Annotated in this window: 27 protein-coding genes and 4 pseudogenes; 24 read left to right on the top strand and 7 right to left on the bottom strand. The window is 70.2% G+C overall.

Annotation, left to right across the window (positions count from 1 at the left end; genetic code table 11):
- Nucleotides 1-68: 68 nt before the first annotated feature.
- From G3I41_RS08630 to G3I41_RS37620, 17 genes and pseudogenes are all read left to right on the top strand, one after another.
- Nucleotides 69-1,175 (top strand): FAD-dependent oxidoreductase, encoded by a 1,107-nt coding sequence (locus tag G3I41_RS08630; protein ID WP_027737820.1) that lies wholly within the window; start codon nt 69-71, stop codon nt 1,173-1,175.
- A gap of 82 nt (nt 1,176-1,257) precedes the next feature.
- The gene (locus G3I41_RS08635) at nt 1,258-2,523 is read left to right on the top strand and encodes an MFS transporter (protein WP_027737819.1); all 1,266 of its coding nucleotides are present in this window, start codon (nt 1,258-1,260) and stop codon (nt 2,521-2,523) included.
- Nucleotides 2,524-2,959: 436 nt separating this feature from the next.
- Entirely contained in the window at nt 2,960-3,196 is a 237-nt protein-coding gene (locus G3I41_RS36700; RefSeq protein WP_027737818.1) for a hypothetical protein, read from the top strand.
- 124 nt (nt 3,197-3,320) lie between these two features.
- Nucleotides 3,321-3,602: an alcohol dehydrogenase catalytic domain-containing protein gene (locus tag G3I41_RS08645; protein ID WP_199787200.1), complete on the top strand. Its 282-nt coding sequence runs from the start codon at nt 3,321-3,323 to the stop codon at nt 3,600-3,602.
- 158 nt (nt 3,603-3,760) lie between these two features.
- On the top strand, nt 3,761-4,486 hold the full coding sequence (locus G3I41_RS08650; RefSeq protein ID WP_027737816.1) for a hypothetical protein: 726 nt from the start codon (nt 3,761-3,763) through the stop codon (nt 4,484-4,486).
- Between the two features lie 203 nt (nt 4,487-4,689).
- Nucleotides 4,690-6,478, top strand: a pseudogene (locus G3I41_RS08660) (TraM recognition domain-containing protein).
- Nucleotides 6,475-6,705 (top strand): hypothetical protein, encoded by a 231-nt coding sequence (locus tag G3I41_RS08665; RefSeq protein ID WP_027737813.1) that lies wholly within the window; start codon nt 6,475-6,477, stop codon nt 6,703-6,705. Before G3I41_RS08660 ends, G3I41_RS08665 begins: the two are co-directional and overlap by 4 nt.
- Nucleotides 6,702-7,874 (top strand): DnaB-like helicase N-terminal domain-containing protein, encoded by a 1,173-nt coding sequence (locus G3I41_RS08670; RefSeq protein ID WP_027737812.1) that lies wholly within the window; start codon nt 6,702-6,704, stop codon nt 7,872-7,874. The genes G3I41_RS08665 and G3I41_RS08670 overlap by 4 nt, the downstream gene beginning before the upstream one ends.
- Before the next feature lie 164 nt (nt 7,875-8,038).
- Nucleotides 8,039-8,146 (top strand): annotated as a pseudogene (locus G3I41_RS37375) (DNA methyltransferase); the annotation flags it as partial.
- 121 nt (nt 8,147-8,267) lie between these two features.
- Nucleotides 8,268-8,501 (top strand): annotated as a pseudogene (locus G3I41_RS37380) (DNA cytosine methyltransferase); the annotation flags it as partial.
- 495 nt (nt 8,502-8,996) lie between these two features.
- Entirely contained in the window at nt 8,997-9,167 is a 171-nt protein-coding gene (locus G3I41_RS36710; RefSeq protein ID WP_239081552.1) for a hypothetical protein, read from the top strand.
- Nucleotides 9,168-9,260: 93 nt separating this feature from the next.
- Nucleotides 9,261-9,860 carry a DUF4913 domain-containing protein gene (locus G3I41_RS08680; RefSeq protein WP_027737809.1) on the top strand — a complete coding sequence of 200 codons (600 nt, stop codon included), beginning with the start codon at nt 9,261-9,263 and terminating at the stop codon, nt 9,858-9,860.
- Entirely contained in the window at nt 9,857-10,636 is a 780-nt protein-coding gene (locus tag G3I41_RS08685) for a hypothetical protein (RefSeq protein WP_027737808.1), read from the top strand. The genes G3I41_RS08680 and G3I41_RS08685 overlap by 4 nt, the downstream gene beginning before the upstream one ends.
- Nucleotides 10,633-11,109, top strand: coding sequence for a hypothetical protein (locus tag G3I41_RS08690; RefSeq protein ID WP_027737807.1), 477 nt, complete (start codon nt 10,633-10,635; stop codon nt 11,107-11,109). Before G3I41_RS08685 ends, G3I41_RS08690 begins: the two co-directional genes overlap by 4 nt.
- Nucleotides 11,106-11,771, top strand: coding sequence for a hypothetical protein (locus tag G3I41_RS08695; RefSeq protein WP_027737806.1), 666 nt, complete (start codon nt 11,106-11,108; stop codon nt 11,769-11,771). The genes G3I41_RS08690 and G3I41_RS08695 overlap by 4 nt, the downstream gene beginning before the upstream one ends.
- Nucleotides 11,768-12,595, top strand: a complete 828-nt coding sequence (locus G3I41_RS08700; protein WP_027737805.1) for a hypothetical protein — start codon at nt 11,768-11,770, stop codon at nt 12,593-12,595. The genes G3I41_RS08695 and G3I41_RS08700 overlap by 4 nt, the downstream gene beginning before the upstream one ends.
- Nucleotides 12,596-12,752: 157 nt before the next feature.
- Nucleotides 12,753-12,896: pseudogene (locus tag G3I41_RS37620) on the top strand (hypothetical protein); the annotation flags it as partial.
- A gap of 120 nt (nt 12,897-13,016) precedes the next feature.
- Here G3I41_RS37620 and G3I41_RS37625 read toward each other — a convergent pair.
- Nucleotides 13,017-13,169, bottom strand: coding sequence for a hypothetical protein (locus G3I41_RS37625; RefSeq protein ID WP_343242093.1), 153 nt, complete (start codon nt 13,167-13,169; stop codon nt 13,017-13,019).
- A 413-nt stretch (nt 13,170-13,582) separates the two neighbouring features.
- Between G3I41_RS37625 and G3I41_RS08710 the strand changes: the two genes are divergently transcribed.
- Nucleotides 13,583-14,533: a DUF317 domain-containing protein gene (locus tag G3I41_RS08710; RefSeq protein ID WP_027737804.1), complete on the top strand. Its 951-nt coding sequence runs from the start codon at nt 13,583-13,585 to the stop codon at nt 14,531-14,533.
- 57 nt (nt 14,534-14,590) lie between these two features.
- Nucleotides 14,591-15,064 carry a hypothetical protein gene (locus tag G3I41_RS08715; protein WP_027737803.1) on the top strand — a complete coding sequence of 158 codons (474 nt, stop codon included), beginning with the start codon at nt 14,591-14,593 and terminating at the stop codon, nt 15,062-15,064.
- 4 nt (nt 15,065-15,068) lie between these two features.
- Here G3I41_RS08715 and G3I41_RS08720 read toward each other — a convergent pair whose 3' ends face one another.
- Complete coding sequence (locus tag G3I41_RS08720) at nt 15,069-15,332, bottom strand: hypothetical protein (RefSeq protein ID WP_027737802.1); 264 nt, start codon at nt 15,330-15,332, stop codon at nt 15,069-15,071.
- A gap of 218 nt (nt 15,333-15,550) precedes the next feature.
- Between G3I41_RS08720 and G3I41_RS08725 the strand changes: the two genes are divergently transcribed.
- The 3 genes from G3I41_RS08725 to G3I41_RS08735 all read left to right on the top strand — a co-directional run bounded on the left by G3I41_RS08725 (nt 15,551) and on the right by G3I41_RS08735 (nt 16,603).
- The gene (locus G3I41_RS08725; RefSeq protein ID WP_027737801.1) at nt 15,551-15,898 is read left to right on the top strand and encodes a DUF317 domain-containing protein; all 348 of its coding nucleotides are present in this window, start codon (nt 15,551-15,553) and stop codon (nt 15,896-15,898) included.
- Between the two features lie 88 nt (nt 15,899-15,986).
- Complete coding sequence (locus G3I41_RS08730) at nt 15,987-16,199, top strand: hypothetical protein (protein WP_027737800.1); 213 nt, start codon at nt 15,987-15,989, stop codon at nt 16,197-16,199.
- Nucleotides 16,200-16,285: 86 nt separating this feature from the next.
- Nucleotides 16,286-16,603, top strand: a complete 318-nt coding sequence (locus tag G3I41_RS08735) for an esterase (protein WP_315904595.1) — start codon at nt 16,286-16,288, stop codon at nt 16,601-16,603.
- Nucleotides 16,604-16,828: 225 nt separating this feature from the next.
- Here the strand turns inward: G3I41_RS08735 and G3I41_RS08740 are convergent, their stop codons facing one another.
- Nucleotides 16,829-17,338: a hypothetical protein gene (locus G3I41_RS08740; protein ID WP_027737798.1), complete on the bottom strand. Its 510-nt coding sequence runs from the start codon at nt 17,336-17,338 to the stop codon at nt 16,829-16,831.
- Nucleotides 17,339-17,561: 223 nt separating this feature from the next.
- On the opposite strand from G3I41_RS08740, the gene G3I41_RS08745 reads away from it, so the two are divergent.
- A complete protein-coding gene (locus G3I41_RS08745; protein ID WP_158693694.1) occupies nt 17,562-18,575 on the top strand; it encodes a nucleotidyltransferase in 1,014 nt (337 codons plus the stop codon).
- Nucleotides 18,576-18,577: 2 nt separating this feature from the next.
- Complete coding sequence (locus tag G3I41_RS08750) at nt 18,578-19,216, top strand: hypothetical protein (protein WP_164399675.1); 639 nt, start codon at nt 18,578-18,580, stop codon at nt 19,214-19,216.
- Between the two features lie 65 nt (nt 19,217-19,281).
- Here G3I41_RS08750 and G3I41_RS08755 read toward each other — a convergent pair whose 3' ends face one another.
- From G3I41_RS08755 to G3I41_RS08770, 4 genes are all read right to left on the bottom strand, one after another.
- Nucleotides 19,282-19,686 carry a hypothetical protein gene (locus G3I41_RS08755; RefSeq protein WP_027737795.1) on the bottom strand — a complete coding sequence of 135 codons (405 nt, stop codon included), beginning with the start codon at nt 19,684-19,686 and terminating at the stop codon, nt 19,282-19,284.
- Between the two features lie 105 nt (nt 19,687-19,791).
- Nucleotides 19,792-21,564: a relaxase/mobilization nuclease domain-containing protein gene (locus tag G3I41_RS08760; RefSeq protein ID WP_027737794.1), complete on the bottom strand. Its 1,773-nt coding sequence runs from the start codon at nt 21,562-21,564 to the stop codon at nt 19,792-19,794.
- Entirely contained in the window at nt 21,564-22,229 is a 666-nt protein-coding gene (gene mobC / locus G3I41_RS37630) for a plasmid mobilization relaxosome protein MobC (RefSeq protein ID WP_027737793.1), read from the bottom strand. The genes G3I41_RS08760 and mobC overlap by 1 nt, the downstream gene beginning before the upstream one ends.
- Nucleotides 22,226-22,450, bottom strand: a complete 225-nt coding sequence (locus G3I41_RS08770) for a hypothetical protein (protein WP_027737792.1) — start codon at nt 22,448-22,450, stop codon at nt 22,226-22,228. Before G3I41_RS08770 ends, mobC begins: the two co-directional genes overlap by 4 nt.
- Between the last annotated feature and the right edge of the window lie 63 nt (nt 22,451-22,513).

Raw genomic sequence — 22,513 nt, forward strand, 5'->3', positions numbered from 1 at the left:
CTGTCTTCCACCCGATGCCGCGACCACCGACGACTACGGGGGTTCAGCCTGCTCAGAATGGAGCCACAATGTCCCACCAGGAAGCCCACGACGTCATCGTGATCGGCGCCGGCGCCTCCGGACTCGCCTCAGCCGACGCTCTGCACACCGCCAGCCGCGACGTCGTTGTCCTGGAGGCCCGCGACCGCGTCGGCGGACGCCTGCTCTCCACCCCTGTCGAGTACCCGGGGCGGGCGCTCGACTTGGGAGCCACCTGGTTCTGGGACGGCGAGGATCGCGTACGGAACCTGGCTGCCCGCAGCGGCCTCGCCATCTTCGAGCAGCACCTCGCCGGCGACACGATGCTCCAGGAGGCGACCGGCATCCGCCGCCTCACCGGCAACCTGATCGGCGCCCCCTCCCGCCGCTTCGCCACCGGGGCACAGAGCATCGCCGCCACCCTCGCCGCCGCGCTGCCCACCGAAGCTCTTCGGCTGGACACGCCCGTCACCGCCATCCACCCGGCCGGTCAGGGCGGCCTCGACGTGCTCACCCCGGCCGGCACCCTTCATGCCAGGCACGTCGTCCTGGCCGTCCCTCCGGCCCTGGCCCTGGAGCGCATCGACTTCCACGATGCCCTCCCCGCCGACCTCGTGCACCTGGCCCGGGCCACCCCCGTGTGGATGGGTGCTGCCGTCAAGGTCGTTGCCCACTACCCGGACGCGTTCTGGCGCCAGGAGGGGCTCGCAGGTGCGGCGTTCAGCAGGACCGGCCCGCTCCAGGAGATCCACGACATGTCCGGGCCCGACGGCAAGCCCGCCGCGTTGTTCGGCTTCGCCCACGCACGCACCGTCCGCCCCGGCTTCGAGCAGGACGCCATCACTCAGCTCGCCCGGCTCTTCGGCCCGCCCGCCGGAGCCCCGGTGGCCCTGCATGTGCAGAACTGGAGCACCGAGCGGTGGACCGCCCCGTCGACCGTGCAGCGCCTCGCCGACTACTCACTCTTCAGCCATCGTCTCTACCAGCGCCCGGCCCTCGACGGTCGGCTGCACTGGGCGACGACCGAGACGGCTACCAGCCATGCCGGGCACATCGAAGGCGCCCTCGCCTCCGGAGAACGCGCGGCGCGTGCCATCCTCGCCGCGTCCGCCGACGTGAAAGGGACCACCCAGTACGTCACAGCCCCCAGCAGATAGGCCACCGGCCTGACGCCGTACGAAACCGCGCCCGGCCGCAAGCTCCCGTCCGGGGCCGGCGGGCTCACACATGAGGAGAGAGATGACCAACGCCGCACCCGCCGCAACGCCGGGACTCATATCCGATCCCGTCCACGCCCAGCGGCGGATCCTGCGCGTCCTGGTCGCCTCCCAAATCCTCAGCGGCGCGGGGCTCGCCGCCGGCGTCACCGTCGGCGCCCTCCTCGCCCAGGACATGCTCGGCACCACCAGCCTCGCCGGACTGCCCAGCGCCCTGTTCACCGCCGGCTCCGCCCTCACCGCCGTCACCGTCGGCCGCATCTCCCAAGCCCGCGGCCGCCGCCCCGGGCTCGCCGCCGGCTACCTCACCGGCGCCGCCGGCTCTGCTGGCGTCATCACCGCCGCCGTCCTCGACAATCCCGTCCTGCTGTTCCTCGCCCTGTTCGTCTACGGCGCCGGCACCGCCACCAACCTCCAGGCCCGCTACGCCGGAGCCGACCTCGCCCCACCCGGACACCGCGCCCGCGCGGTGTCCACCGTCCTGGTCGCCACCACCCTCGGCGGCGTCGCCGGACCCAACCTCGCCGCCCCCGCAGGCACCCTCGCCGAATCCCTCGGCATACCCCACCTCGCCGGACTCTTCGTCATCTCCGGCGCCGCCTACGCACTGGCCGCCCTCGTCCTCGCCCTCTGGCTGCGCCCCGACCCGCTGCTCCTGGCCCGAACCGTCGCCCAGGACAAGGAATCCGACCTTGCAGCCAACCCGGCCGCCGCCGATACCGCCGACACCAGCGAGAGCCGCGGAGGCGTCACCCTCGGTGCGCTCGTCATGATCCTCACCCAGCTCGTCATGGTCGCGATCATGACGATGACACCGGTCCACATGCACGACCACGGCCACTCCACCGCCGCATCCGGCCTCGTCATCGGCATCCACATCGGCGCCATGTACCTGCCCTCACCCCTCACCGGCTGGCTCGTCGACCGCTACGGCCGCATGAAGATCGCCGCCGCATCGGGTGCCACCCTGCTGGCCGCCGGCATCCTCGCCGCCGCCGCGCCCAGCGGCTCCGTCGCGCTCCTCGCGCTCGCCCTGGCCCTGCTCGGCCTCGGCTGGAACTTCGGGCTCGTATCCGGCACCTCGATCATCACCGACACCGTGCCACTTGCAACCCGGGCCAAGACCCAGGGACTGGTCGACGTCTCCATCGCCATCGCCGGCGCCACCGGCGGCATGGCCTCCGGCATCATGGTCGCCGCCACCAGCTACCCCACCCTCGCGCTGACCGGCGGCATCCTCTCCCTCGCCCTCCTGCCCGCCGTCGCCGCCACCGCCTACCACCGATGAACCCTGACATCCCCGCGCCGGACATAACCGTCGAGGGCACCGGGCTGCTCTGTGTCGCCCTCCTGCTCCGCCTGCGCAAAGAGATCGACGCCGCCGCGCCCGGCACCGTCGTGGGTCACCCTGATCGAGGAAGGCGGCTACGAGGCGTTCACCATCGCCGCCCTGTGCGAGAAGGCCCAGGTGCCGCCCCGTGCACTGTATGACCGCACCTCCAGCAAGGACGCCCTCTTCCTCGCCGTCTACGAACACGGCATCGCCCGCATCGCCGCCGGCCATCGCGTCCTGACGGCGCCGGACCCCTGGCGCAATCTGGCGACCGACCAGCTGATTACGGCGGTGGTCACGGAGCTCACCGCCCTGTTCCGCCAGCATGCCGCGTTCCTCAAACCCGTCGTGCTGCTCTCCGGCGCCCATCCCGAGGTCCTCCGCCGCGGCCGTGCTCACGTCCAGGCCCACGGCGACGCCTTCACCGCCCGACTGCTCACCATCCGACCACATCCCCCACCCGGACCCGGAAGCCGCCGTACGGCAGTACTTCGCCACGGTCTTCTCCGCCTGCGTCGTTCCGCGCACCGCACACGGCCCCGACTTCGCCACCGAACCCGTGGACCACGACGCCTTCACCACCTACCTCGCCCTGAGCGTCACCCGCACCCTCTTAGCCGACTCCTGAAGCCTCCGACTGGCGACAAACTGGCATCGGGGACGTGACCACAGCGGACTCCTCTCCATCAGCATGCCGGTTCCTTCACCGTAGGCGGCTCCCTGCAGACCTCGACCTGCCCCCCTACCGCTCCATGGACAAGAGTGCCGAGGGCGCTCCGATGGGCCACAAGTTCCTCGGCGTCGTCGAGGAGACCGGCTCGCAGGTCCGCGGCCTCAAGCGCGGCGACTTCGTCGTCTCGCCGTTCGCGTTCGCCGATAACACCTGCGCGATCTGCCGCGACGGCTTCCACACCGCCTGCCCAAACGGCGGCTGGTACGGCGTAGACCAGAGGTCGTCCGAGCCCGAGGACCTCACCGAACTGCTCCGAGCCGCCACCGGGGCCGACCGGCCGACAGAGAATCCCTTCTTCTGACCGCCCAGGTGCCCTGCTGCGGCGGGGCACCCGGCTGATCGCCACCGTGCGGTCTCTACCAGCGATTCTCGGCCGGACCAAACCCCGGATTTGCCGGACGCTCTGCCCACTGGCCCACCTCCAACGGGTCCTTCGCTCTCTCTGCCCCGGAGAATTCCGTGCCTACCTCGATCACCATCACGTCCGAGTTCAGCGGCAGCGTCGTTGCCAAGGGCGCTACCGATGACCTCTCCGCACAGCTCCTCCGCCACGCCGGTTTCAAGCAGATCGACGACTGGCATGGCCGACGCCATCGCCTTCCCACCACCACTCCGCTCGCCGAGCAGGTCGCCATCGCCACCCATGCGGCCGAGATGCTTCGAGCCGCTCGCTATGACGTCACCCTTCCGCCCTCTCTCGACACCGCCCGGATGAGCCCTCCGGTGCATGCCCTCGGGTCCTACGCCGCAGGAGCCGAACTTCTCGGCATCACGGACCAGATCCGTGCGGCCGAAGACGGGGCCAGCCTTCAGCGCGCAGTTGACCACCTCCTTCACTCCGAGCACGGTGCTCTGGAGCGGCTCCGGGAGGCCCTGGAAGCGGCTGGAGAACAGGTCAACGACTTGGACGACGACGCGTATGCGCTCGCTGACCGGTTCGGCTTCGCCTCGGAGTTCGTCAGCTCAGCCCAGTCTGAACTTGTCGATTCCGAGGCCGAACTACGCCGCGTCGGCACCGCTTCGACGAGTTACGCCGCAGCACGGACCGTCCGTGATCACCGTGGTGCCGCTCTGGCCACTTCTCCTGCGGCGGACCAGGCCAAGGTCTCCTCGGCGTCCAGTTCCCAGCCGGCGCCTTTGAGCACCACGGGTCACCCGCCGCGCGCCTCAACCCCCCAACGGTGACCCCGGCCGCGCTCTTCGCCGTCGGCAACCAGTACGTCGCGCCGCCCACGCTCGACTCACCACCGCAGCGCCTCCTCCGCGCCTCATCCTGCCGGCCGGCCCCGCTGAAACGTTCCGCTTCGGCCTTGCAGGAGGACCCCCATGTGCTGCACGAGAGCCGAGCGCGCCCCGCCCCCGCCCGCTCGCACACCTAAGGAACCGCCGTGCCATCCCAGCGCACCAGCGCGCCCTCGACCACCACTGGGTCGGACGCGCTCCTCTACCTCCTGTTCGGCATCCTCGGCGCCGCCATGGCTTTCGCCTCCCTCGCCTGGCTGACCGGAAATCTCACCAACACCGCTGTCGGGAATGGGACATGGGCCCCCTTCCGCGCCACGGACGCGCTGCTGCACCCGGAGGTGCTGTGGCCGACCTTGAGCACCAACATGCTGATGGTCGGTGCCCGCGTCGTCCCCGGCCTGTTCACCGTGGCCCTGATCCTCACCGCTGCGGTGCTGTGGATGCGCTGGCGTGCCGGGTCCAAGTCCGGCCTCGCCCGCAAAGCGGACCTGGCGCCGCTGCTGGACAAGGAGATCGTCGACAAAGCGAAGAGCCTGCGCCCGAGCCTGAGCGGCCGGGAGAGTAAAAGAGGTCCTGCCCGCTGACCGCGGCATCCTGCTCGGCACCCTGGATCCCAGTCGTGCGGAGGTCCGCGCGTCCTGGGAGGACGTGATCGTCGCGATCATGGCCCCGCGTTCCGGCAAGACGTCCGGGCTGGCGATACCCGCGATCCTCTCGGCACCGGGTCCAGTCCTGCTCACCAGTAACAAGGCCGCGAACGACGCCTTCACCACAACGGTGGACGCCCGCGCCGAGGTCGGCACGATCTGGACCCTCGATCCTCAGCAGATCGCCCACCACCCGCGCGAGATGTGGTGGGACATCCTCGCTGACGCCCGCGATCTCGCCGGGGCGAAGAGGTTGGCGCGGCACTTCGTCACCGCGAGTGTGGACGAGTCCAGCGGCTCCGACTTCTGGTCGACCGCCGCGAGTAACACCCTCGGCGCCCTCTTCCTCGCCGCCGCGTCCCACCGACGGCCGATCACCGATGTCCTGGCCTGGCTCGCGATGCCGGCCGACCGCACCCCAGTGGACCTGCTCACCGACGCCGGCCATCATGCCGTCGCCGCCCAGCTCCAGGGCACCGTCTCCGGCGCGACCGAAACCCGCGACGGAATCTATGAGACCGCGAGGCAGTACGCGAGCTGCCTGCTCGACCCGGACGTCGCCGCCTGGGTCACCCCGAACGATGACCTCCCCGAGTTCCAGCCGTTCGCCTTCGCCACGTCCCGCGACACCCTGTACCTGCTGAGCAAGGACGGCGGCGGCAGTGCGTCCGCGATCATCGCGGCGGCGGCCGACGCCGTGATGCGCGCGGCAGTGATCGTCGCCGAGCGCTCCGGCGGACGGCTCGACCCGCCCGCCCTGTGTGTCCTCGACGAGGCGGCGAACGTGTGCCGCATCAGCGACCTCCCCGACCTGTACTCGCACCTGGGCAGCCGGGGCGTCATCCCGATGACGATTCTGCAGTCCTACCGTCAGGGCCAGCGGTGCTGGGGCGAGGCGGGTATGGACGCCCTGTACTCCGCCGCCACCATCAAGATCATCGGATCGGGCATCGACGACGCGGACTTCGCAGACCGGCTCAGCCGTCAGGTGGGCGACCACGACGTCCAGACCACCTCGGTGTCGACGAGCGAGGGCGGCAAGTCCACTTCGGTGAGCATGCGCACCGAGCGGATCCTGCCGCCGGACGCCATCCGCGCCCTGCCCAAGGGCAAGGTGCTGCTGCTGGCCACCGGCATCCGGGTCGCCATGCTCAACCTCAAGCCCTGGTACAAGGAGCCCTCCGCCAAGGTGGTCGGCCCGGCTTCCGCTCGCGCCACGAAGGCGATCACCGAGCGTGCCCTCGCGAAGAGCATCGGCCAGGATGATCTTGGGCTGTCGGCATGAGCGCGCCCACACCACAGCAGGGGCGGTTGGCCCACGCCCCGGTCGTTCTGCGCGGTGGCCGGTGGTGGCTTGACGGCGGGGCCGGCTCGATCCCCGCCTCCGACCCTGCCTTCACCGCCGCCCTGGACGACTTCGCCCTGTCGATGGCCGCTGCCGACCGGGCAGTCGCCAACCTCCATATCCGGCAAGACGAGACGCCCTCCGTTGATCCCGGCGGCATGCGGTGAACCCGCTGATGAGTGCCGAGCAGGCGGTCCTCGGAGCCGTGCTCCTCGCCCCCGAGCAGCTCACGCACCTGGAGTGGCTCGCTGCGGGCCACTTCTATCGGCCCGTCCATCAGGCGCTGTTCGACGCTCTCCGCAAGCTGCGCGACGACGGACACCCCGCGCTCTCGGCCGACGGTCCGTTGCCGCTGTCGTGGGTGACCGACGCGGTCGGGGAGGCCGGACAGCACGTGCGCGGGCTGACCGCGGCGTACGCCCACACCCTGATCCAGGCGTGTCCCCGAACCGAGCACGCCCCGGTGTACGGCCGCATGGTGCTGGAGGGGGCGATTCACCGGACCGTCGCCCAGCATGCGATCCGTCTTCACCAGGCGGCTCGGGCCGATGCCGTCCAGGGCGAGGTCGAGGGAGCGTTGCGTACGGCGGACGCCTTGGCCGGCGTACTCACCGATCTTGCGCGTCGCTGGGGAACCGACCCTCGACCGGTCCCACCCACCGCTGGGCCCTCCGCCGCCACGGACACCCTGCCTCCCGCACAGAGCGGCCAGGTCGCCGAAGACGAGCGGTTCCTCCTGGCCGTACTCGCCGAACAGCCGGGGGCCATGGGCGAGGTGGTGGCCTGGCTGCGACCGGGAGACTTCGCCGACCCGGCCCACGGGCAGCTCTACCGGTGCCTGGGCGCGCTGCACCACCGGGGTGAACCCATCGACCGGATCACCCTGCTCTGGGAGGCCCAGCGACGCGGTCTGCTGGCCGACGGCACTGTGTCGAGCGAGCAGCTGGCTTCGGTGTGCGAAGGCATGGTCCCCGGCAGCGCTGACTGGTTCGGGCAGCGGGTGATGCGCTCCTCCGTGACCCGCACCGCCGCCGCCTCGGCGCGAGCTATCCGGACCCTGGCCCAGGACGAGGTTCTGGGGCCCGGTCGGCTGATCAACCACGCCCTGCATGCGCTCGATCCTCTCGACGAGGTCCGCACCCGCTGGGTTACCGCGAACGGCGGTCCGGTTCCGAAGGCCACGGCACCCGCTGCGCCGGCGGGCGATCCGCCGCCCGACCGAGTCAAGGCCGCCCGCGCCCGCAGCACACCCCGCCCAGCCGCGTCACCCTCAGCCCCGGCCAGCCGCCTCCCCACGCTTTCAGCACGCCGACCACCCTCGCGCGGCCACCCGTGAGACGCCCTCCCACCAGCCCACTTCTGCCCCTGGAACTCGCCTTGACCTACCCCGTCTCCACAGCCGCGCCGTACCTACGCGCCTTGGACCCGAGCCCCGCCGCCCCGTTGCGCTCTCCGTTGATCGGGTCTCTCTGCTCGGGGTACGGCGGCCTCGACCTGGGCGTGCAGGCCGCTCTCGGCGGCACCCTGGCCTGGCACGCCGAGGTCGACCCGAACGCCTCACGCATCCTGGCCCGCCACTGGCCCGGCGTCCCCAACCTGGGCGATATCACCGCCGTCGACTGGTCCACCGCCCGTCGGGTGTGCGTCCTGACGGCCGGTTTCCCCTGTCAAAGACGTCTCCGTCGCCGGCCGCCGGGCCGGACTCAACGCCCAGACCCGCTCCGGGCTCTGGCTGCATGTCGCCCGTGCGGTCGAGGCCCTCCGACCCTGCCTGGTTGTGATCGAGAATGTGCGCGGCCTCCTCACCTCCCCCGCCGGTTCCCCTGGCGACGTGGAACTCTGTCCGTGGTGTCTGGGAGACACCGCAGGTCAGCCTCCTCTGCGGGCACTCGGTGCCGTACTCGGATCCCTGGCCGACCTCGGGTACGACGCGAAGTGGCTCGTGCTTCGCGCCTCCGACGTCGGGGCCCCGCACCGCCGCGAGCGGACCTTCCTCGCCGCATGGCCCGCCGGGCACCCTGCTGAAGACGCCGACCAGCAACATCGGGAAGAACGGCGGCTCGCAGCATCCGTCGAAGCGGAAGAGCGGCGGGCACGGTCCGAACCTGGCCGACGAGGTCGAGTGGCTGCTGCTGCCGACCCCGAAGGCGTCGGACGGGATGAAGGGCTCGCCGAACCAGCCGCACAGCAATGGCGACATGACCCTGCCCAGCGCGGCGGCGTCTCTGGTGCCCACGCCGAGGGCCAGCGACACGGGCGCCCCGGGCCGCCGCCCCGGGAAGGGATGGCGACCTCCTTTGTCGGCGGTGGTCCTGCCCCTCTGGGCGGAGGAGACGCCGGAGGCAGGGGCGCGGACCAGCGATGGGGAGCGTACGGATCCGCCATCACCCGATGGGAGAGGCTCACCCGTCCTGCTCCGGCTCCCACGGACGCGGCCGGACGGCTCCGCTCGGACTTCGTGGAGTGGATGCAGGGCCTCGACGCCGGCTGGGTCACCGCGACTCCGGGGCTCGGCCGTCCCGCGCAGCTCACCGCACTCGGCAACGGCGTCGTCCCGCAACAGGCCGCGCTTGCCTTGCAGTTGCTGGCACCGCCCTCCCCCCGCTGTCACCGCTGCGCCAGCCGATAGCGCTCCACTACCGCGCTCTTCCGGCCGGACCAAACCGCAGATTCTCCGGATCCTCTCGGGCATGTCGCCGTCTCACAGATGGAGCACACCCTCATGGCCGACACCAGCCCGACCGCCCCCGGCCCCGAGCCGTACCGCGTCCCGGACGCAGACCTCGACGACCTCGCCAGCACCCTCGCCAAGACCATGGCCGAGGTCAGGCAGCACGGCGTCATCCTCGACCGCCTCGGCTCCGAACCCGAATTCACCGGCAGCCAGCCAATGAACGGTGTTCCGGAGATCGAGGCGGCCGACAGCGAGCAGGCCGACGGCCCCGCCTCGGTGTTCATCCTCGCTCTGGGCGGCGAGGCGTACGCCGTCGAACTCGCCGCCCTCAGCGACTGGGTGAACTACCTCTTTCTGCCGGTGTACGGCCGGGAGATCAGCACGAGCCGTCCCTGGTGCGCGCACTGGTATGAACACCCCGAGGCCGTCGCGCGGCTGCACGCGCTCTGGCTCGCCTGGCAGCAGTTCACCGACACGGAGGCCGGCCTGTCCGGCCCGTCGACCTGGCACCGCGACCACCTGGACCAGACTCTGGCGCACCTGCGTGCGCCCGACGGACCCTTCGCGGCCTGCACGACCAGCGCAACGCGACCCAACCACCGTGTGCTGGCCACCCCGGCGCCCGAGCAGTCGGGCGTGGCGGCGTGAACAACGTCCTCGACTTCGACCTCGACGATCTCGCGCCGGTCGACGACGACTCCGAAGAGGCGATGGAGGCCCTCTGGTCTGGCGACTTGACGGTGCTGTCCCAGCACCACACCAAGCCCAACGGTTCACACAGCTTCGTCCTCGCCCACGACCGATCGGTCACCTGGGGGATACCCGGCGAGCCACAGCTCGTTGCGATCGCTGTCGCTCGGGATCTGCGGCAGTCCACGTTCACCTTCGAGACGAGTCACCACGCCACGGCGTCCTTCGCCCAGAACTGGCTGGCAGAACGCGGCTGCCCGCTCGACCGGATCGCCCTGCGCGGTGGCGACTACATCGAGCCCGCCGACGACCTCACCGTCCAGGTGGAACAGCAGATCCAGAAGTCGGGCACCCGTTACGAGGTCCTCGACACCTACACCTCCGACGACCGTCCCAGCGAGGCGTGGACACTCGTCAACGACGCCCAGGCCACCCAGGCACCGGTTCGCCTCTTCTTCGAGGAGTGGAACCACGATGCCGGCACGTACACGATGCGCGAGGGCGCCTTCCCCGACGTCGGCGTCGCCCAGACCTGGCTGGACGAGCGCAGCGAACCGCTGCCCGAGCCTCCGGAGTACAGCGACCACAACGGTGCTGTCGTCCGGGCCCGCATCGCCCGTATCGCCCTCTCCCGGTCCGCCGGTACCTCTCCGACACCGCAGACCGGTCTCGACGCGCCCCGCGCGACCGCGGCGGTGCCGGTTCAGCGCGCGGCCCAGGGGAGGCTGCTGTGAGCCGCGCCCGCTTCGCCTTCGCCGCGCACCCTGACGCCATCACCGACCTGCGCGAACTCCCCGCTGGAATTCGTGATTTGGCCTTGCTGGAGCTGCAGAACCTGGTCCACGGAAGCGACGACTGCTTGCCCTTGAAGGGCCGACTCGCCGGCTTCCACAAGGTGTACGTCGACCCGGAGGTCGCCTACCGGCTGGTCATCCAGTTCCGTCAGGCCCCACCGACCTCGACTCACAAGCGCGAGATCTACCTCGTAGCCGCTGGCAGCCGGAAGGACTACGCGGTCTACCGCACGGCCCACCTGCGGACCGGCCCCCAGCAAGAGGTCGGCCCGGCCTCCGCCACGGAGGCCCGCGTGCAGGCCGCCCGGTCCCGCTCGACGCTCACCGCCGAACGGCCGACAGCAGGCCGCGCGACTACCCCGTCAACAGCGCCGCCCTCGGCCACTGCCCCTCGAAAGGCCGCCCAGCGATGACCAACGACCGAACTGCGCTCATCCGTTCAGAGTTGGCGGATCTCCTCACCGAGGCCGCTCAGAACGTCGGCGGCATCCCTGCCGCCGAGTACCCGACGGCTGCCGCCCGCTCCTACCTGCATCCCGTCTTGGGGCCGCTGGCCGCTGGGCCCCGTGTGATCACCGGGCTGAACGACCGGTTCGAGGGCTTCCTGGCCGCCGAGCCACGCCCCGCTGGTTCGGCGGGCCTGTTCGCTCTGGCCTCATACGCCTCCGCGCTGGGGTGGCTCACCGAGTCGTTCGCCGAACTGACCTCCTCGGTCGACGAGATCTGTAACCACGTGGGCATCCCCACGGAGCCCTGCGCACCGATCGTCGCCCCGACCGGCGGAACCGAGCGGAACGACGAGTTCGACTTCGCTTTCAGTGCGCTTGAGTTGGAGGCGGTTCGGAATGCAGCCGAGGCCGCCGGCCTCGCGCCGGCCGACTACGTCGAGGTTCTCTCCTTGTCGCTGCTCGCCGCCGCCCGGATCACCGACGCCTGCATGGAGATCTCCAGCGGCCTGCTCGATGACGCTGATCTCCTCCGCGAAGCGAGCGACCGCCCGCGGCTCGGCGACGACCCCGGGAGCCTGCCCGCTTTGGTCCGCTCCCTGCTCGACCGGATGGAGGCGACGGAGTGAACCCGTACGACGCAGACACACACCCTGGGCCTTATCTCGTCGTCGAAGTGCTCGGTGTCGGGGACGTCAGCGTGCCCGCTCTCGCGCCTGGCCCGGGGGAACCGCTGCACCAGGCCGCTACGCGTGTCATCGAAGCCGCGGCGGCGTTGGACGAGCGACACGAGAGCGTGCTCGTCGCGGTCCGGCGGTCGCAGCGGCTGCTCGAAGGTGCTGGTCGCGGTGAAGTCGGCCGCGCCCAGGTGTCGTACGCGCTGCTGCGGACCGCACTCCCCGAACTCGGAGACGTTCTGGCGCAGCAAGACCGGGCGTACAGCCAGCTCGTCGAGTCCCTGTCCGCCTACCGCCGGCTTCCTTCCTCGCCCGAGGCTGCACAACGCGCGACCAACAAGGGCCACGGGCAGGGCCAGAAGACGAGGCCCGACCGGAACGACGACTGGGCCGTCGCCGGGGAGCGCGGGCTGGTAGCCCTTGAAGCCGTTGCGACCGGGGGCGTTCGCTTTCGTCGCAACGCGATTGGCGAGGACCCTTTCATCTCGCGGGAGAAGGCCCATCGGCGGGACCCGGCGGTCTTCCCACAGACCGTGCAGCGGCTGGTCGCCGACGGGCTACTGCATCAGGACGCCACCGAGAACGTGTACCGGCCCGGCCAGCTCCTCTCGCTCACTTCGCAAGGGGAAGCCGCCTTGCGTGCTGGTCGCGCGACGACCTCACGGGTGTCCGCCGCCCTTGGCCGCACCACCACGCAGACCACGTCAGGCACGCTCGCCGACTCGGTCGCCGCGCCCGCCGCCAGGACCTCCCTCGCGGCCCCCCGCTCACGCTGACCTCATCCCGAAAAGGACCACCATGCCTACCCCCGGCCTGCCTCCCACCTTCTCCTTCGCTTCCATCGACGCCCAGCGCGTCGAGGAGGCTCTCACCCGGATCGGACCCAAGTGGACCGCCTGGACCGCGATGACCCTGGCCCAGGTGAACGGCCCCATGCGCGTCCGCGATGTTGCTGCCCGGCTCCCCTTCGTCAGCGAGCAGTTCGTCGGCAAACGGCTGGCCACGATGCACGCCGACGGACTGGTGGTCCGTGGCTACGACCGACGGGCGGCGCCGTACCGGCTCAGCGGACTCGGCACGTCACTGGCCCCCGTGCTCCGCACGGTGTCGGACTGGTCCCGTACCCACGTGACACAGGAGCCGAAGGCCGAAGCCGAGCGTGTCGAGGACGCGCTGCGCCGCCTGCATCATCGGCACTCAACTGCCGTGATTCAGGCCCTCGACTCGGCTGACGGCCAGATGCGGTTCGTTCACATCGCCGAGGCGGCCGGTCTGGACTACGGCCTCGCACGCCAGCGACTTGTCCGGCTTCAGGCCGATGGCCTGGTCACGCGGACGGGCTCCCGGCACGGAGACCCTTACGTGCTCACCGATGCCGGCCAGGCGTTGGGGGCCGTCTGCGCGTGTCGAGCACTGGAGCCAGCCCTTCGCGCTGCGAGGTGGAACAGCGGCACCTCGTCCGACAGCAGCAGCCACGCGCACCCACGTCGGCATTCCGCTGGGGGCGGGAGCCGACAGCGCCCGGATCGCGGCGGCTCTACGACGGAGCGCCGCCGCGTCGAACGTCATGTTCAGCCACGCGCCTCAGCCGGAACCGCGGGTGCCGGCGGCCGTGACCGCTCAGTCGGCGCCGGGCCGGGGCCGGTGACGGGGGTGAGAACTAGAGGCCACTCGCCGCCACTACGGCATCCGCGTGCGCTCCGGCGGCTCCCGCCGCTGCATACGCGGATCCGTTCTCCTCCTTCGCTTCCGGAGACTCGACCATGTACGCCCCTGATGACCCGACCCGGTACCAAGAGGTACTGGTCAGGCCCATGTATCTGGCTGGTTCCAACGGGACCGGCGAGGCTGGCTTCGCGCCCGTCACCCACTGGCCCCATCAGTACCTCGATGAGGGCCCCTGCCAGCTCCTCGTAACCTCTCCCGACCAACGGATTCGGATCGGCTGGTTCGGCGACGACTTCGAACTGTGGAAGATCAGCGCAGCCGAGGACGCCTTCTCGGCACCTCGCTGGACGGCGACGTTCAACCACGTCACCCCGGCCGAGATGGTCGCCGGCCTCACCGCCGCACTGGTCCAGGACTACGACGAAGCCATCGCTTCCGATACCCTCGGCCGCTTCTTGACAGGGCCAACCGTCCCTTGGAGGGACACCGTCGGGCCGCTGACCGATGCCGGCTGGAACCTTGACGGAGCTGCTGAACTCGGCACCGTCGAGATCATCGCTCCTGACGACCAAGCGGGCATCCTTATCGATCGGCGCGGCTACGGCTCCGACCGCACGACCGTTGAGCTGTGGGCTGGCCCGCCGGGCTGGGGCACTCGTACCGAAGCGACGTTCACGGCCCGCGCCCCGTCCCACTTGATCGCCGCAACCGCCGCTGTGATGGCGAAGTCGACCCCCGTGGTCCGCGAACGCCACCAAGTCGACCGGCGTATGCAGCACCTGGTCACGATGACCCCTGTCGCTTCGGTCACGTCGATCCCGGAGGCTCAGGTCTCGCGCGCTCCGACTCCGCTGGACGTACGCCGCACCGCGGTCACCCAGGCCGTACACCGTGCCGCGCGGGCACCACGCACAGCAGCCGACCTCCGGGTGATGGCCGCGCAGAGCCGCTCCACGGGGGCGGCGCAGAAACGGACGGGACACCCCGTGCCTGCGACCTCTGCCCGGCTGCCGGCCAGCTCGCCGACGCCCCGGCGCGGACGCTGACTCCTGCCCAAAGCCGCACTCCACTCGCGACCGTCCCCGCCCAACAGGAGTTCCAACATGCTCGACCAGGCCACGGCCATGATCGAGAACGCCTGGGGCCAGCCCATCGAAGCTCTTGAGGTCGTAGGGGTCCGCCGCCCCAGCGAGGACCCGCTCCTGCGCTGCGCCATGCACACCCGCGCGGCCCTGGCCATCACAGACAACGCGGTAACCGTTCACCAGGACCGTCTTCACGCCCTGTCCCGGCATGGGTACGTGCCTGACTTCTACGAACTCGACCGGATCACCGAAACGGCGGTCAGCCTCCGCGTCGCCCACGCGGAAAGCCGTGCGTACCTCCAGGCGATCCGACGTGTGGTGGAGGCTCGGGAGGCCGCCGCGCCCGAGGTTGAGGCACCGGCGGTTCGGCTGGCACAGGCCGCTGTCGCCCGCTCCGCGCAGACGCCGCACGCCCCGGGGGCCACGCCCGATCCATCCTCTCCGGCGGCCGTCGTCGGGCCGTCGGCGCCCACAGCGGGGCCCCGACGTTGAACGCTTAGCTCCGATTTTCGTCGTGGTGGTCCTCTTCGTCCCGGGGGCCCACCGCGCGGGCCAGCTCCTCCATCGTCAGCTCCATTCGCCGGCCTTCGGCGACCCGATGCTCCACCATCTCCTCGTCCGGCCAGTGGTCGGGCTGTGCGCCGACTTCCCACTGGCCGTCGGCAACCATCGCGATGTCGCCCACGGTCCAGGGCCGTCCGGCGGCGCGGATCTTGCGTTCCAGCCCGGCGCCGTCCCAGTGTCTGCTCGCCTCGGCCATCCCCTGCTCCCCCTTCACCGTCGTGTGGTCCGTCGCCGCAACCCAGGTAGGACAACTGCGGACGCCGATCCATTTCCGTCCCGCCAACGCTTGCTGGTGGCCTCCAGTTCGCCCACGGCAGACGGCATCTGCGGAGAAACGACTACGCACTTCGGCATGCCGCATGCCAACGTACGGGTGTTGGGAAAGCCGCAGGTCAACGAAGGGATCGTCCAACCGTGAACGCCTCTGCCACCCTCCTGCCCGCCGTCGTCCACCCCGCCGTGGAAGACCTCCACTGGCTCTCTTCCGACCACTGCGCCGCTCCAGTGCTCGACCTCCTGGACGGTCTCGGCTGGGCGATCACCGAGACCCCGGAGGCCAACATCCACATGACCAGCCCGGACGGCGGCGTCTACGTCGGCTGGCTTCCCGAAGACCCCTCCGCCTGGGCGCGCGAGATCGTATGGCGCGTCCAGGTACTGCCCGCCGACGGCGAGGTGTGGGTCCAGGAGTTCGGTGTCCATACCCCTTCCGAGGCCGTCGCCGGATTCCTCGCCGCCCTCGTCACCCACTCCTCGCGCTGACCACCGGACCGCGGGCGGGCCGACGGCGGCCCGTCCCGTGCACCGCGCTAGTTCCGGCCCCGTCCCCCCACTGCCCTTGGAGTTTCTCTTGCCTCAGTATCTGACCGTCGGCCACCTGCTCCGCCAGCTCCAGGAACTCAACCCCAACCTGCCTGTCCGTCTCGCCATCAACCCCGACTTCCCCTTCGCCCACTTCGTCGGAGCCGAAGTCGTCGTCCGCGACGGCAGGGCGTACATCGCCGACGACGGCCAGGAGGACTACCTCCCGGTGGGGGCGCGCGACGCCCTCACCTGGGCTTGATCGTCCCTACCACCACGGAGGCTTCCATCACGTCCCTCTCGCGCCCCGCGCTGCACGATGTCGCCGCGCGCCCCATGCCGTACGGCGTGCACAGCGCGCTTCTCCAGCGCATCTCCGCCCGCCCCGACGGCCCCCTCGACATCACCTGGCTCGCTGCCGAGACCCCCCAACTTCCCCTCGGGCGCATCCGACTGCGCTGGGAGCCCGCCTCGCGCAGCGGCTGGGACGTCACGACGTACCTGGGGCTGACCACGGCCGAGGTGCTCCTCGGTTCCTGGCCCGGCGCCCCGGACGACTGGCCGCGCCTAGTTCGGCCGACCCTGTACGAGGTGACCGGCCTGTGCGCCGCCCTCTCTTTCACGACCGACGCCCTCGACCTCTCTAACCGACTGGCCGAAGTCTGATCGAGAGCTGCAGGCCACCCCAAGCCGTTCTGGCGACGGGGCTGGCTCCTGGTCCCGATCAGCATGGTCAGCGGGAAACCTGGCAGGGCGAGACATGCTCCCAGCCCGAGGGCCACCGGTCCTTGTGCATCGCCAGGTCCCGGCGCGGGCCGGGCACAGGCGCGTTCTCATTCATCCGCAGTTCTTCGAAAAGCACTTGGTGTTCGCAGCGGGCGCGGTGAGCCCTCACGACCGCCCCACCCACGCCTGGTGCTCGGCGGCGACGTGCAGCTGCTCGCGGAGGCGGCCACGCAGGACGCCGACGCGAGTTCGGCCCTCCAGTACCTGCAATCCGCTGCTCACCGGGGCCAAGAGGCCCCGGTCGATGAGGAGCGGCGGGCGCAACCACGTCCCGTGATTTTCCCAGTGCCTGCCGACTTCCGGGGCTCGCACTGCGACCCAATGCACCGGGTTCTTGGCGAAGTGTTCGATCAGTCCGACTTCGCTCTCACCGGTCGGCATGGTGTGGAAGTCCGCGGACGGGATCGTCTCCAGCGTCCAGGTGATCGCGGTCAGATCGAGGTTTCCGTAGTCGTCCGCGAAGGTGCCGTTGTCGCCATGGTCGAACAGGAAGTCCCTCAGCACGGCGTCCGGCCACCGCAGTGCGGTCAATGCCGGGTCGGATCGGAAGCGTTCGAAGCTGAGGCCGCCGTCCTGACGGCGCTCCATCAGCGAGCTGAGGTCTTTGAGGTTCATACCTCAGATCTACCGGAGATCTCCGACCGTGTTCCCCCCCCTGGCCGCGGTCTCCTGACACTGCGAGCGTCGGGGCGATGAGAGGGGTGACTTCAAAGAGCCGGGCCCCGGGGAAGTGGTGGGCTGACTCCCCGGGGCTCGTGGCGTGCTGAACGGTGGCACGTCGGTTCTCGGGGGCGTCTGGCTCTGTCGCTACCCGGCAACAGAGCCGGTCGTCCGGTCGGTGAGCCATCTGACGCCGTCGGCGTCGGTCGTCCAGCGTCGCTGTCAGTGCCCGCTCGTACGCTATTGCAAGGCGCAGGCGCGCCGGAGCCTGGAGGCGTTCGTGGCAAGGCAGTTGACGTATGAACAGCGGATCGCTTTGATCAACAAATGGAAGAACCCCCCGGGTGCTTCCGAACAGCTCCGGCTGGAGCGCGCCGAGCGCATGGTGAAACAGGCAGTGCTCCGGCACGAACCGTTCCAGGGACTCGACATCACGGTCGCGTCGAAGGGCTCGTACCCCAACAACACCAACGTCCGCGGTGACAGCGACGTCGACATCATGGTGAAGCTCAATGACCCCATCCATACGGAGGGGCTGGCGGCTTGGTGGTTTGGACAGCCAGCCAGGTACGCGGGGCCGTGGACCCGGCAGAGGCTCCGCCAGGAGGCCGAGGACGCGCTCACCAACCACTTCGGTTGGGTGGACACGGACCACAACCTCGCCGTGTACGTTCCGGAGGTTGTGGGCAGCCGTCCCAGCATCGACGTGGTGCCATGCTTCAAGTGGGTGGCCTACGACACCACGGCTCCCGGCGGGGAGTATGTGGGCAGCGTCGTCTACGGGCGCAATGGCAAGCGTGTCATCAACTGGCCCGAGCTCCAGCTGGTCAACGGCCGCACGAAGAACACCAACACCAAGTACCGGTACAAGTTCGTGGTGCGGGTGCTGAAGAACGTCGAGAACGACCTCGCTGCCGAGGGCGTGATCAAGGCCCTTCCGTCTTACTTCTCCGAGTGCCTGATCTACAACGTCCCGGACAACGTCTTGCTCCTCGATGGCAGCCTGGACGCTGTGGTCCGCGAGAGCCTGCGGGAGGTCTATCAGCAACTCACGGGGGCCTGGTTCAGCTATTTGCGCATGGTGGAGCCGAACGGGATTAAGAAGGTGTTCGGCGAGGGCCAGAAGTGGACGGAGAAGGACGCGCGCGAGCTGATCGAGCGCGCGTGGCACTACCTCAACTACGAGAGCTGACGATGAACACCGCGACCACCATCCGCGCCGGCGCCACCATCGCCGCCACCCTCTACACGGTCGTCCTGGTCGTCCTGGGCCTGTACCCGTCCGAGTTCCGGTACCTCTTCGCGTACATCCCGGCCCTCGTGGGCTACGGCACTGTCGTGTTCGACAAGTGGGCCTGGCGCTGGCCCGTCATCCACCGCTTCACCGGCCGTGCCTGGGTCACGGGTACCTGGCGGGTAGTGCTTGTCCCGAGCTCGGAGAGCCACATCCCGGAGGGAGGGAACCGGGGTCCGATCATTACGTACATGACGATCGAGCAAACCTTCTGGAGCCTGCACGCCACGCTCCGCACGAAGGAAAGCACCTCGCGGTCGAGCAACGCCACCATCGGCGCCCCTGAGAACTCGGGAACTGCCGAGATCGGATTCCTGTACGACAACACACCCCGCGTGGGGCACCAGCATCGAAGCCCGCGGCACGAAGGGGCCTGTCGAATAGCGGTAACCGGTCTCCGGCCCAAGACTGCGACCGGGCACTACTACACCAGCCGGTTCACCGCCGGTGACATGGACTTCAGCCTGCTAGACCGATCGACCGACTACGGCACCTTCGCAGAGGCTCAGGCTGCCGACCCGGCGCCCGCCAGCAGCTGAAGATCAGAAGCGGCGAACCAGGAGGCTGGTGCCCCCAGCCGCCGCTTATTCCTTCCGGTGCTCGCCTACTCCAGGTAGATACCGGCGAATACGCCGTCGAACCCGAGCGCGGCCAAGCCCGCCTCGACACTCGGGTAGGTCGTCCCGTGCGGGCCGCCGACCAAGGCGTCGAAGTCGGCGCGGCTGATCTCGGGCTCGAGCCACTGGTTGCCGCATCGGCAGCGGACCCAGACGTTGCGCCCGTGGTTGATGAGCAGCCAGTCGCGTCGGGCACGGCAGGCGGAGCACATCGCGGGGATGCCGCCGAGAGCGAGTTCGCGTGAGTGGCCGACGCAGCGAATCGCCCCGGGTCCGTCGGCGGGCCGGGTCTCGGCCTGGAGCTGCAGCAGGGGGTTGGTACCAGTGGGGAGGACGGGCAGCGCGGGTGCCGGCTCCGTGGTTCGGGTGGTGGTTCTGAGCACGAGCGTCATCTCCCGGTTGTCAGTCCTGTCTTCATCCGTAACAGCCGGTAGACCGGCTGTCCATACATTTCGCGGCGTCCGCGTGGTCGGTGGTCGACTACCGGTTCGACCTGGTCAGCGACCCGGCGAGCGGCGGTTGGGGTCCTGAACAGTCCCGAGCGGTGCGGCTGCCGTCGCGTTCCGTTCGCTGGTGCGGCTGCTCAGCGTGGTGGCCTGGCGAGTGGCGGCCTGCGGACGAGGGGCACCTTCGCCTGGGTGTGCCGGGAGCTGGGCGATGCGCCGCAGGCGCCAGACCAGGACGTCGTTCACGTCGTCGGCGCTGTCGAGTTCGCGCATGTCGATGGCCTGGCGCAGGAGGGCTTCGGCGTCGTGGCCTGCCCACTCGGCCTGGGTGAGGGTGGCGATCAAGGCGTCGGTCCTCGCGTCCGTGCCCTGTGCCCGTACGACCTTCTCCGGCAGGACGGCGCGAAGGGTGGCTTCGTGCGTGCGGCGTTGGGCTTCTGGAAGGGCCCGACCTTGGTCCTGCAGCACTCGCATCGGGGTGGCAGCGGCCTGCCGGTAGGCGGTACGCAGGTGCGCGGCGGCTTGTCGGGAGGCGTGGGCCTGCTGAGCATGTCCGCGCGCGGAGTGCCAGCGGGCGGCGGCGAGGGTGACCAGGACGAGGGTGGAGACGAGCATCGCGGTGGTGCCGCCGTCCTCGCCTCGGCCGAGCGCCCCGCCGGCCTGGACGATGCCCCGGGCGGCTGAGCGGAGAGCCCGGGTGTCGGCGCGTTCGGCGCGGACATGACTGCGGGTCGCCCGCTCGAAGGCGCGAGCTGCGGCGGCCAGCTCGGCGCGGGTGGTGGCCGGTGAGGTCTGGGCCACCGCGTCGAGAAGTTCTCCGACGCCGACGAGCTGTGCGGCGGCGTCGCCGTCCTCGTCGCGTTCCAGGAGTGTGGCCGAGCGCTCGGCGATGACGGTGGCGTTGCGTCGTTGACGGGCGGGCGGTGACCAGTTCGTCCGGTCAGCGCCGACCGCGGGCGCGCTCGGCTCGGCGGCCCCGTCGGTGAGGCGTAGGCGAATCTTCGGGAGGGAGAGGTCGGGGGCCAGTTTGGAGCCGGGGTACCAGACCGGGTCTCCGTCGCGGTTGCGGTCGCCGGGCAGGGCCACGTTGTAGCCGAGCGCGTCACCGGAGGGAGCGTGCCGCAGCTTCACCCGCACCCCCGCCTCTCGAAGGCGCGTGAAGAACTCCTCCTCCGAATCCGCTCCCGCCACGGCTCGACGAACGGCCTCACGGAGCGTCTCGCGCGAGGTCTCCGGTCGGCCGGTGCGCTCGGCCTTGAACTTCTCAGCGCTGCTGGGATTCTTCGCTGCGGTTCCGTCGCCGGCGTTCAGGCGCCGCAGGCCCATCTCCTTCTCGATGCGGCGGCATTCGGCCTGGGCCTTGTTGAAGTCGTAGTTCAGGCGCGGGTTGCGCAGGTCGCCGCGTACGAGGGTGGCGACGATGTGGATGTGGTCCTCCGCGTGGCGGACGGCGATCCACCGGCAGCCGTCGGGATCTCCGTCCGGTGCGATGCCGGTGGTGTGAACGATGCGCTGGGCGACGGAGTTCCACTCCTCGTCGTCCAGCCGCCGGTCCCCCGGGGCGGTGCGGACCGAGCAGTGCCAGACGTGCTTGGCGGGCGCGCGGTCGCCGGCCTGCTTGACCCGCAGGTCCAGGGCGGCGGTGAGCCGGGCGAGGGTGACCTTCGGGTCGGGGTCGAGGCCGGTGTCGCGGCCGGGGTCGGGGGCGAAGCCGTCCCAGGAGCCGACGAGGTGCGCGTCAGTGTGCTCCTCGCGCCGTCCGGGGCCATACAGGTAGACGAGGAGGCCGTGGGTGCGGGAGCCGCGCCCGATGTCGGGAACCATCAGAGCCGCCTGGTCACCAGGTCGTTCGCCGCGTCATCGACTCGGGCGAGAAGTCCGGTCAGCACGCCCAGGGCGTGTTCGAGTTCACCGGCGCGCGGGTGGCCGCCGCTGTTGAGGACGAAGGCGATCTGGTTGATGTTGTTGCCGATCCGGGCCAGCGCGGTGCGCAGTGCGGCGAGTTCGTCGATGGCGGCGTCGAGCTGGTCGTTGCTGTGCACGGCGGCGTGTCCACGGGCGGCGCTCAGGCCGGCGGTGGCGAGGAAGCGGGCGACGGTGACGCCGCGCTGGGTGGCGGCGTCGCTGATCTCGGTCTTCTCGGTGTCGGAGAGGCGGGTGGTCGTCTTGCGGGCGCGCTCACTCGGGTTACGGCTGCGGCGGCGTGGGGTGCGGTCGGGGAAGGCGGGCGTGCTGGGGCTCGTCTGCTCGGGCTCGGCAGGGTCATCTTCTTTTCCCCCGGTGACCGGCGCCCTCTGGTGCCGGTTGCCCGGCTGGTCCCCGAGCGCCCTCGCTCGGGGACCAGCCGGGCTTCCCCCGCCCTCCTGGGCGGGGGCAAGTGCGTACGTCGGGCCGTAGGACCGTCGTACGCGATAGCTTGCTCCGCCAGGAGCCGTGGTGGGGTCACGCTGCTGTCCATCGGAGGTGGCCACCGGGTCGTTGGTGTTCACCGGCTCGTCTCCGGGTCCTGCTGCTGGATTTCGCGGACGAGTTCCTCGATCCAGTCCATGGCCAGGACGGGGTGGTGCAGGGTCCAGGGCCGGTCGTGCTGCTCGCGTTGCACGATCCAGGTGGTGTCGGGGCCGGGCTGGGCGCGGTGGAGGTGTCCGTGCTGGTGCAGGACGGTCAGCCAGGAGTCGACTTCGGCGGGCGTGGCCGGGTGAGTGCGCATCGGATGCTCTCCGCTTCTGCTGTGGCGGGATGTCTCGGAGACATGCGGAGCGGGTGACCGGCC

The organism is Streptomyces sp. SID9727, assembly GCF_010550605.1.
GTDB lineage: Bacteria > Actinomycetota > Actinomycetes > Streptomycetales > Streptomycetaceae > Streptomyces.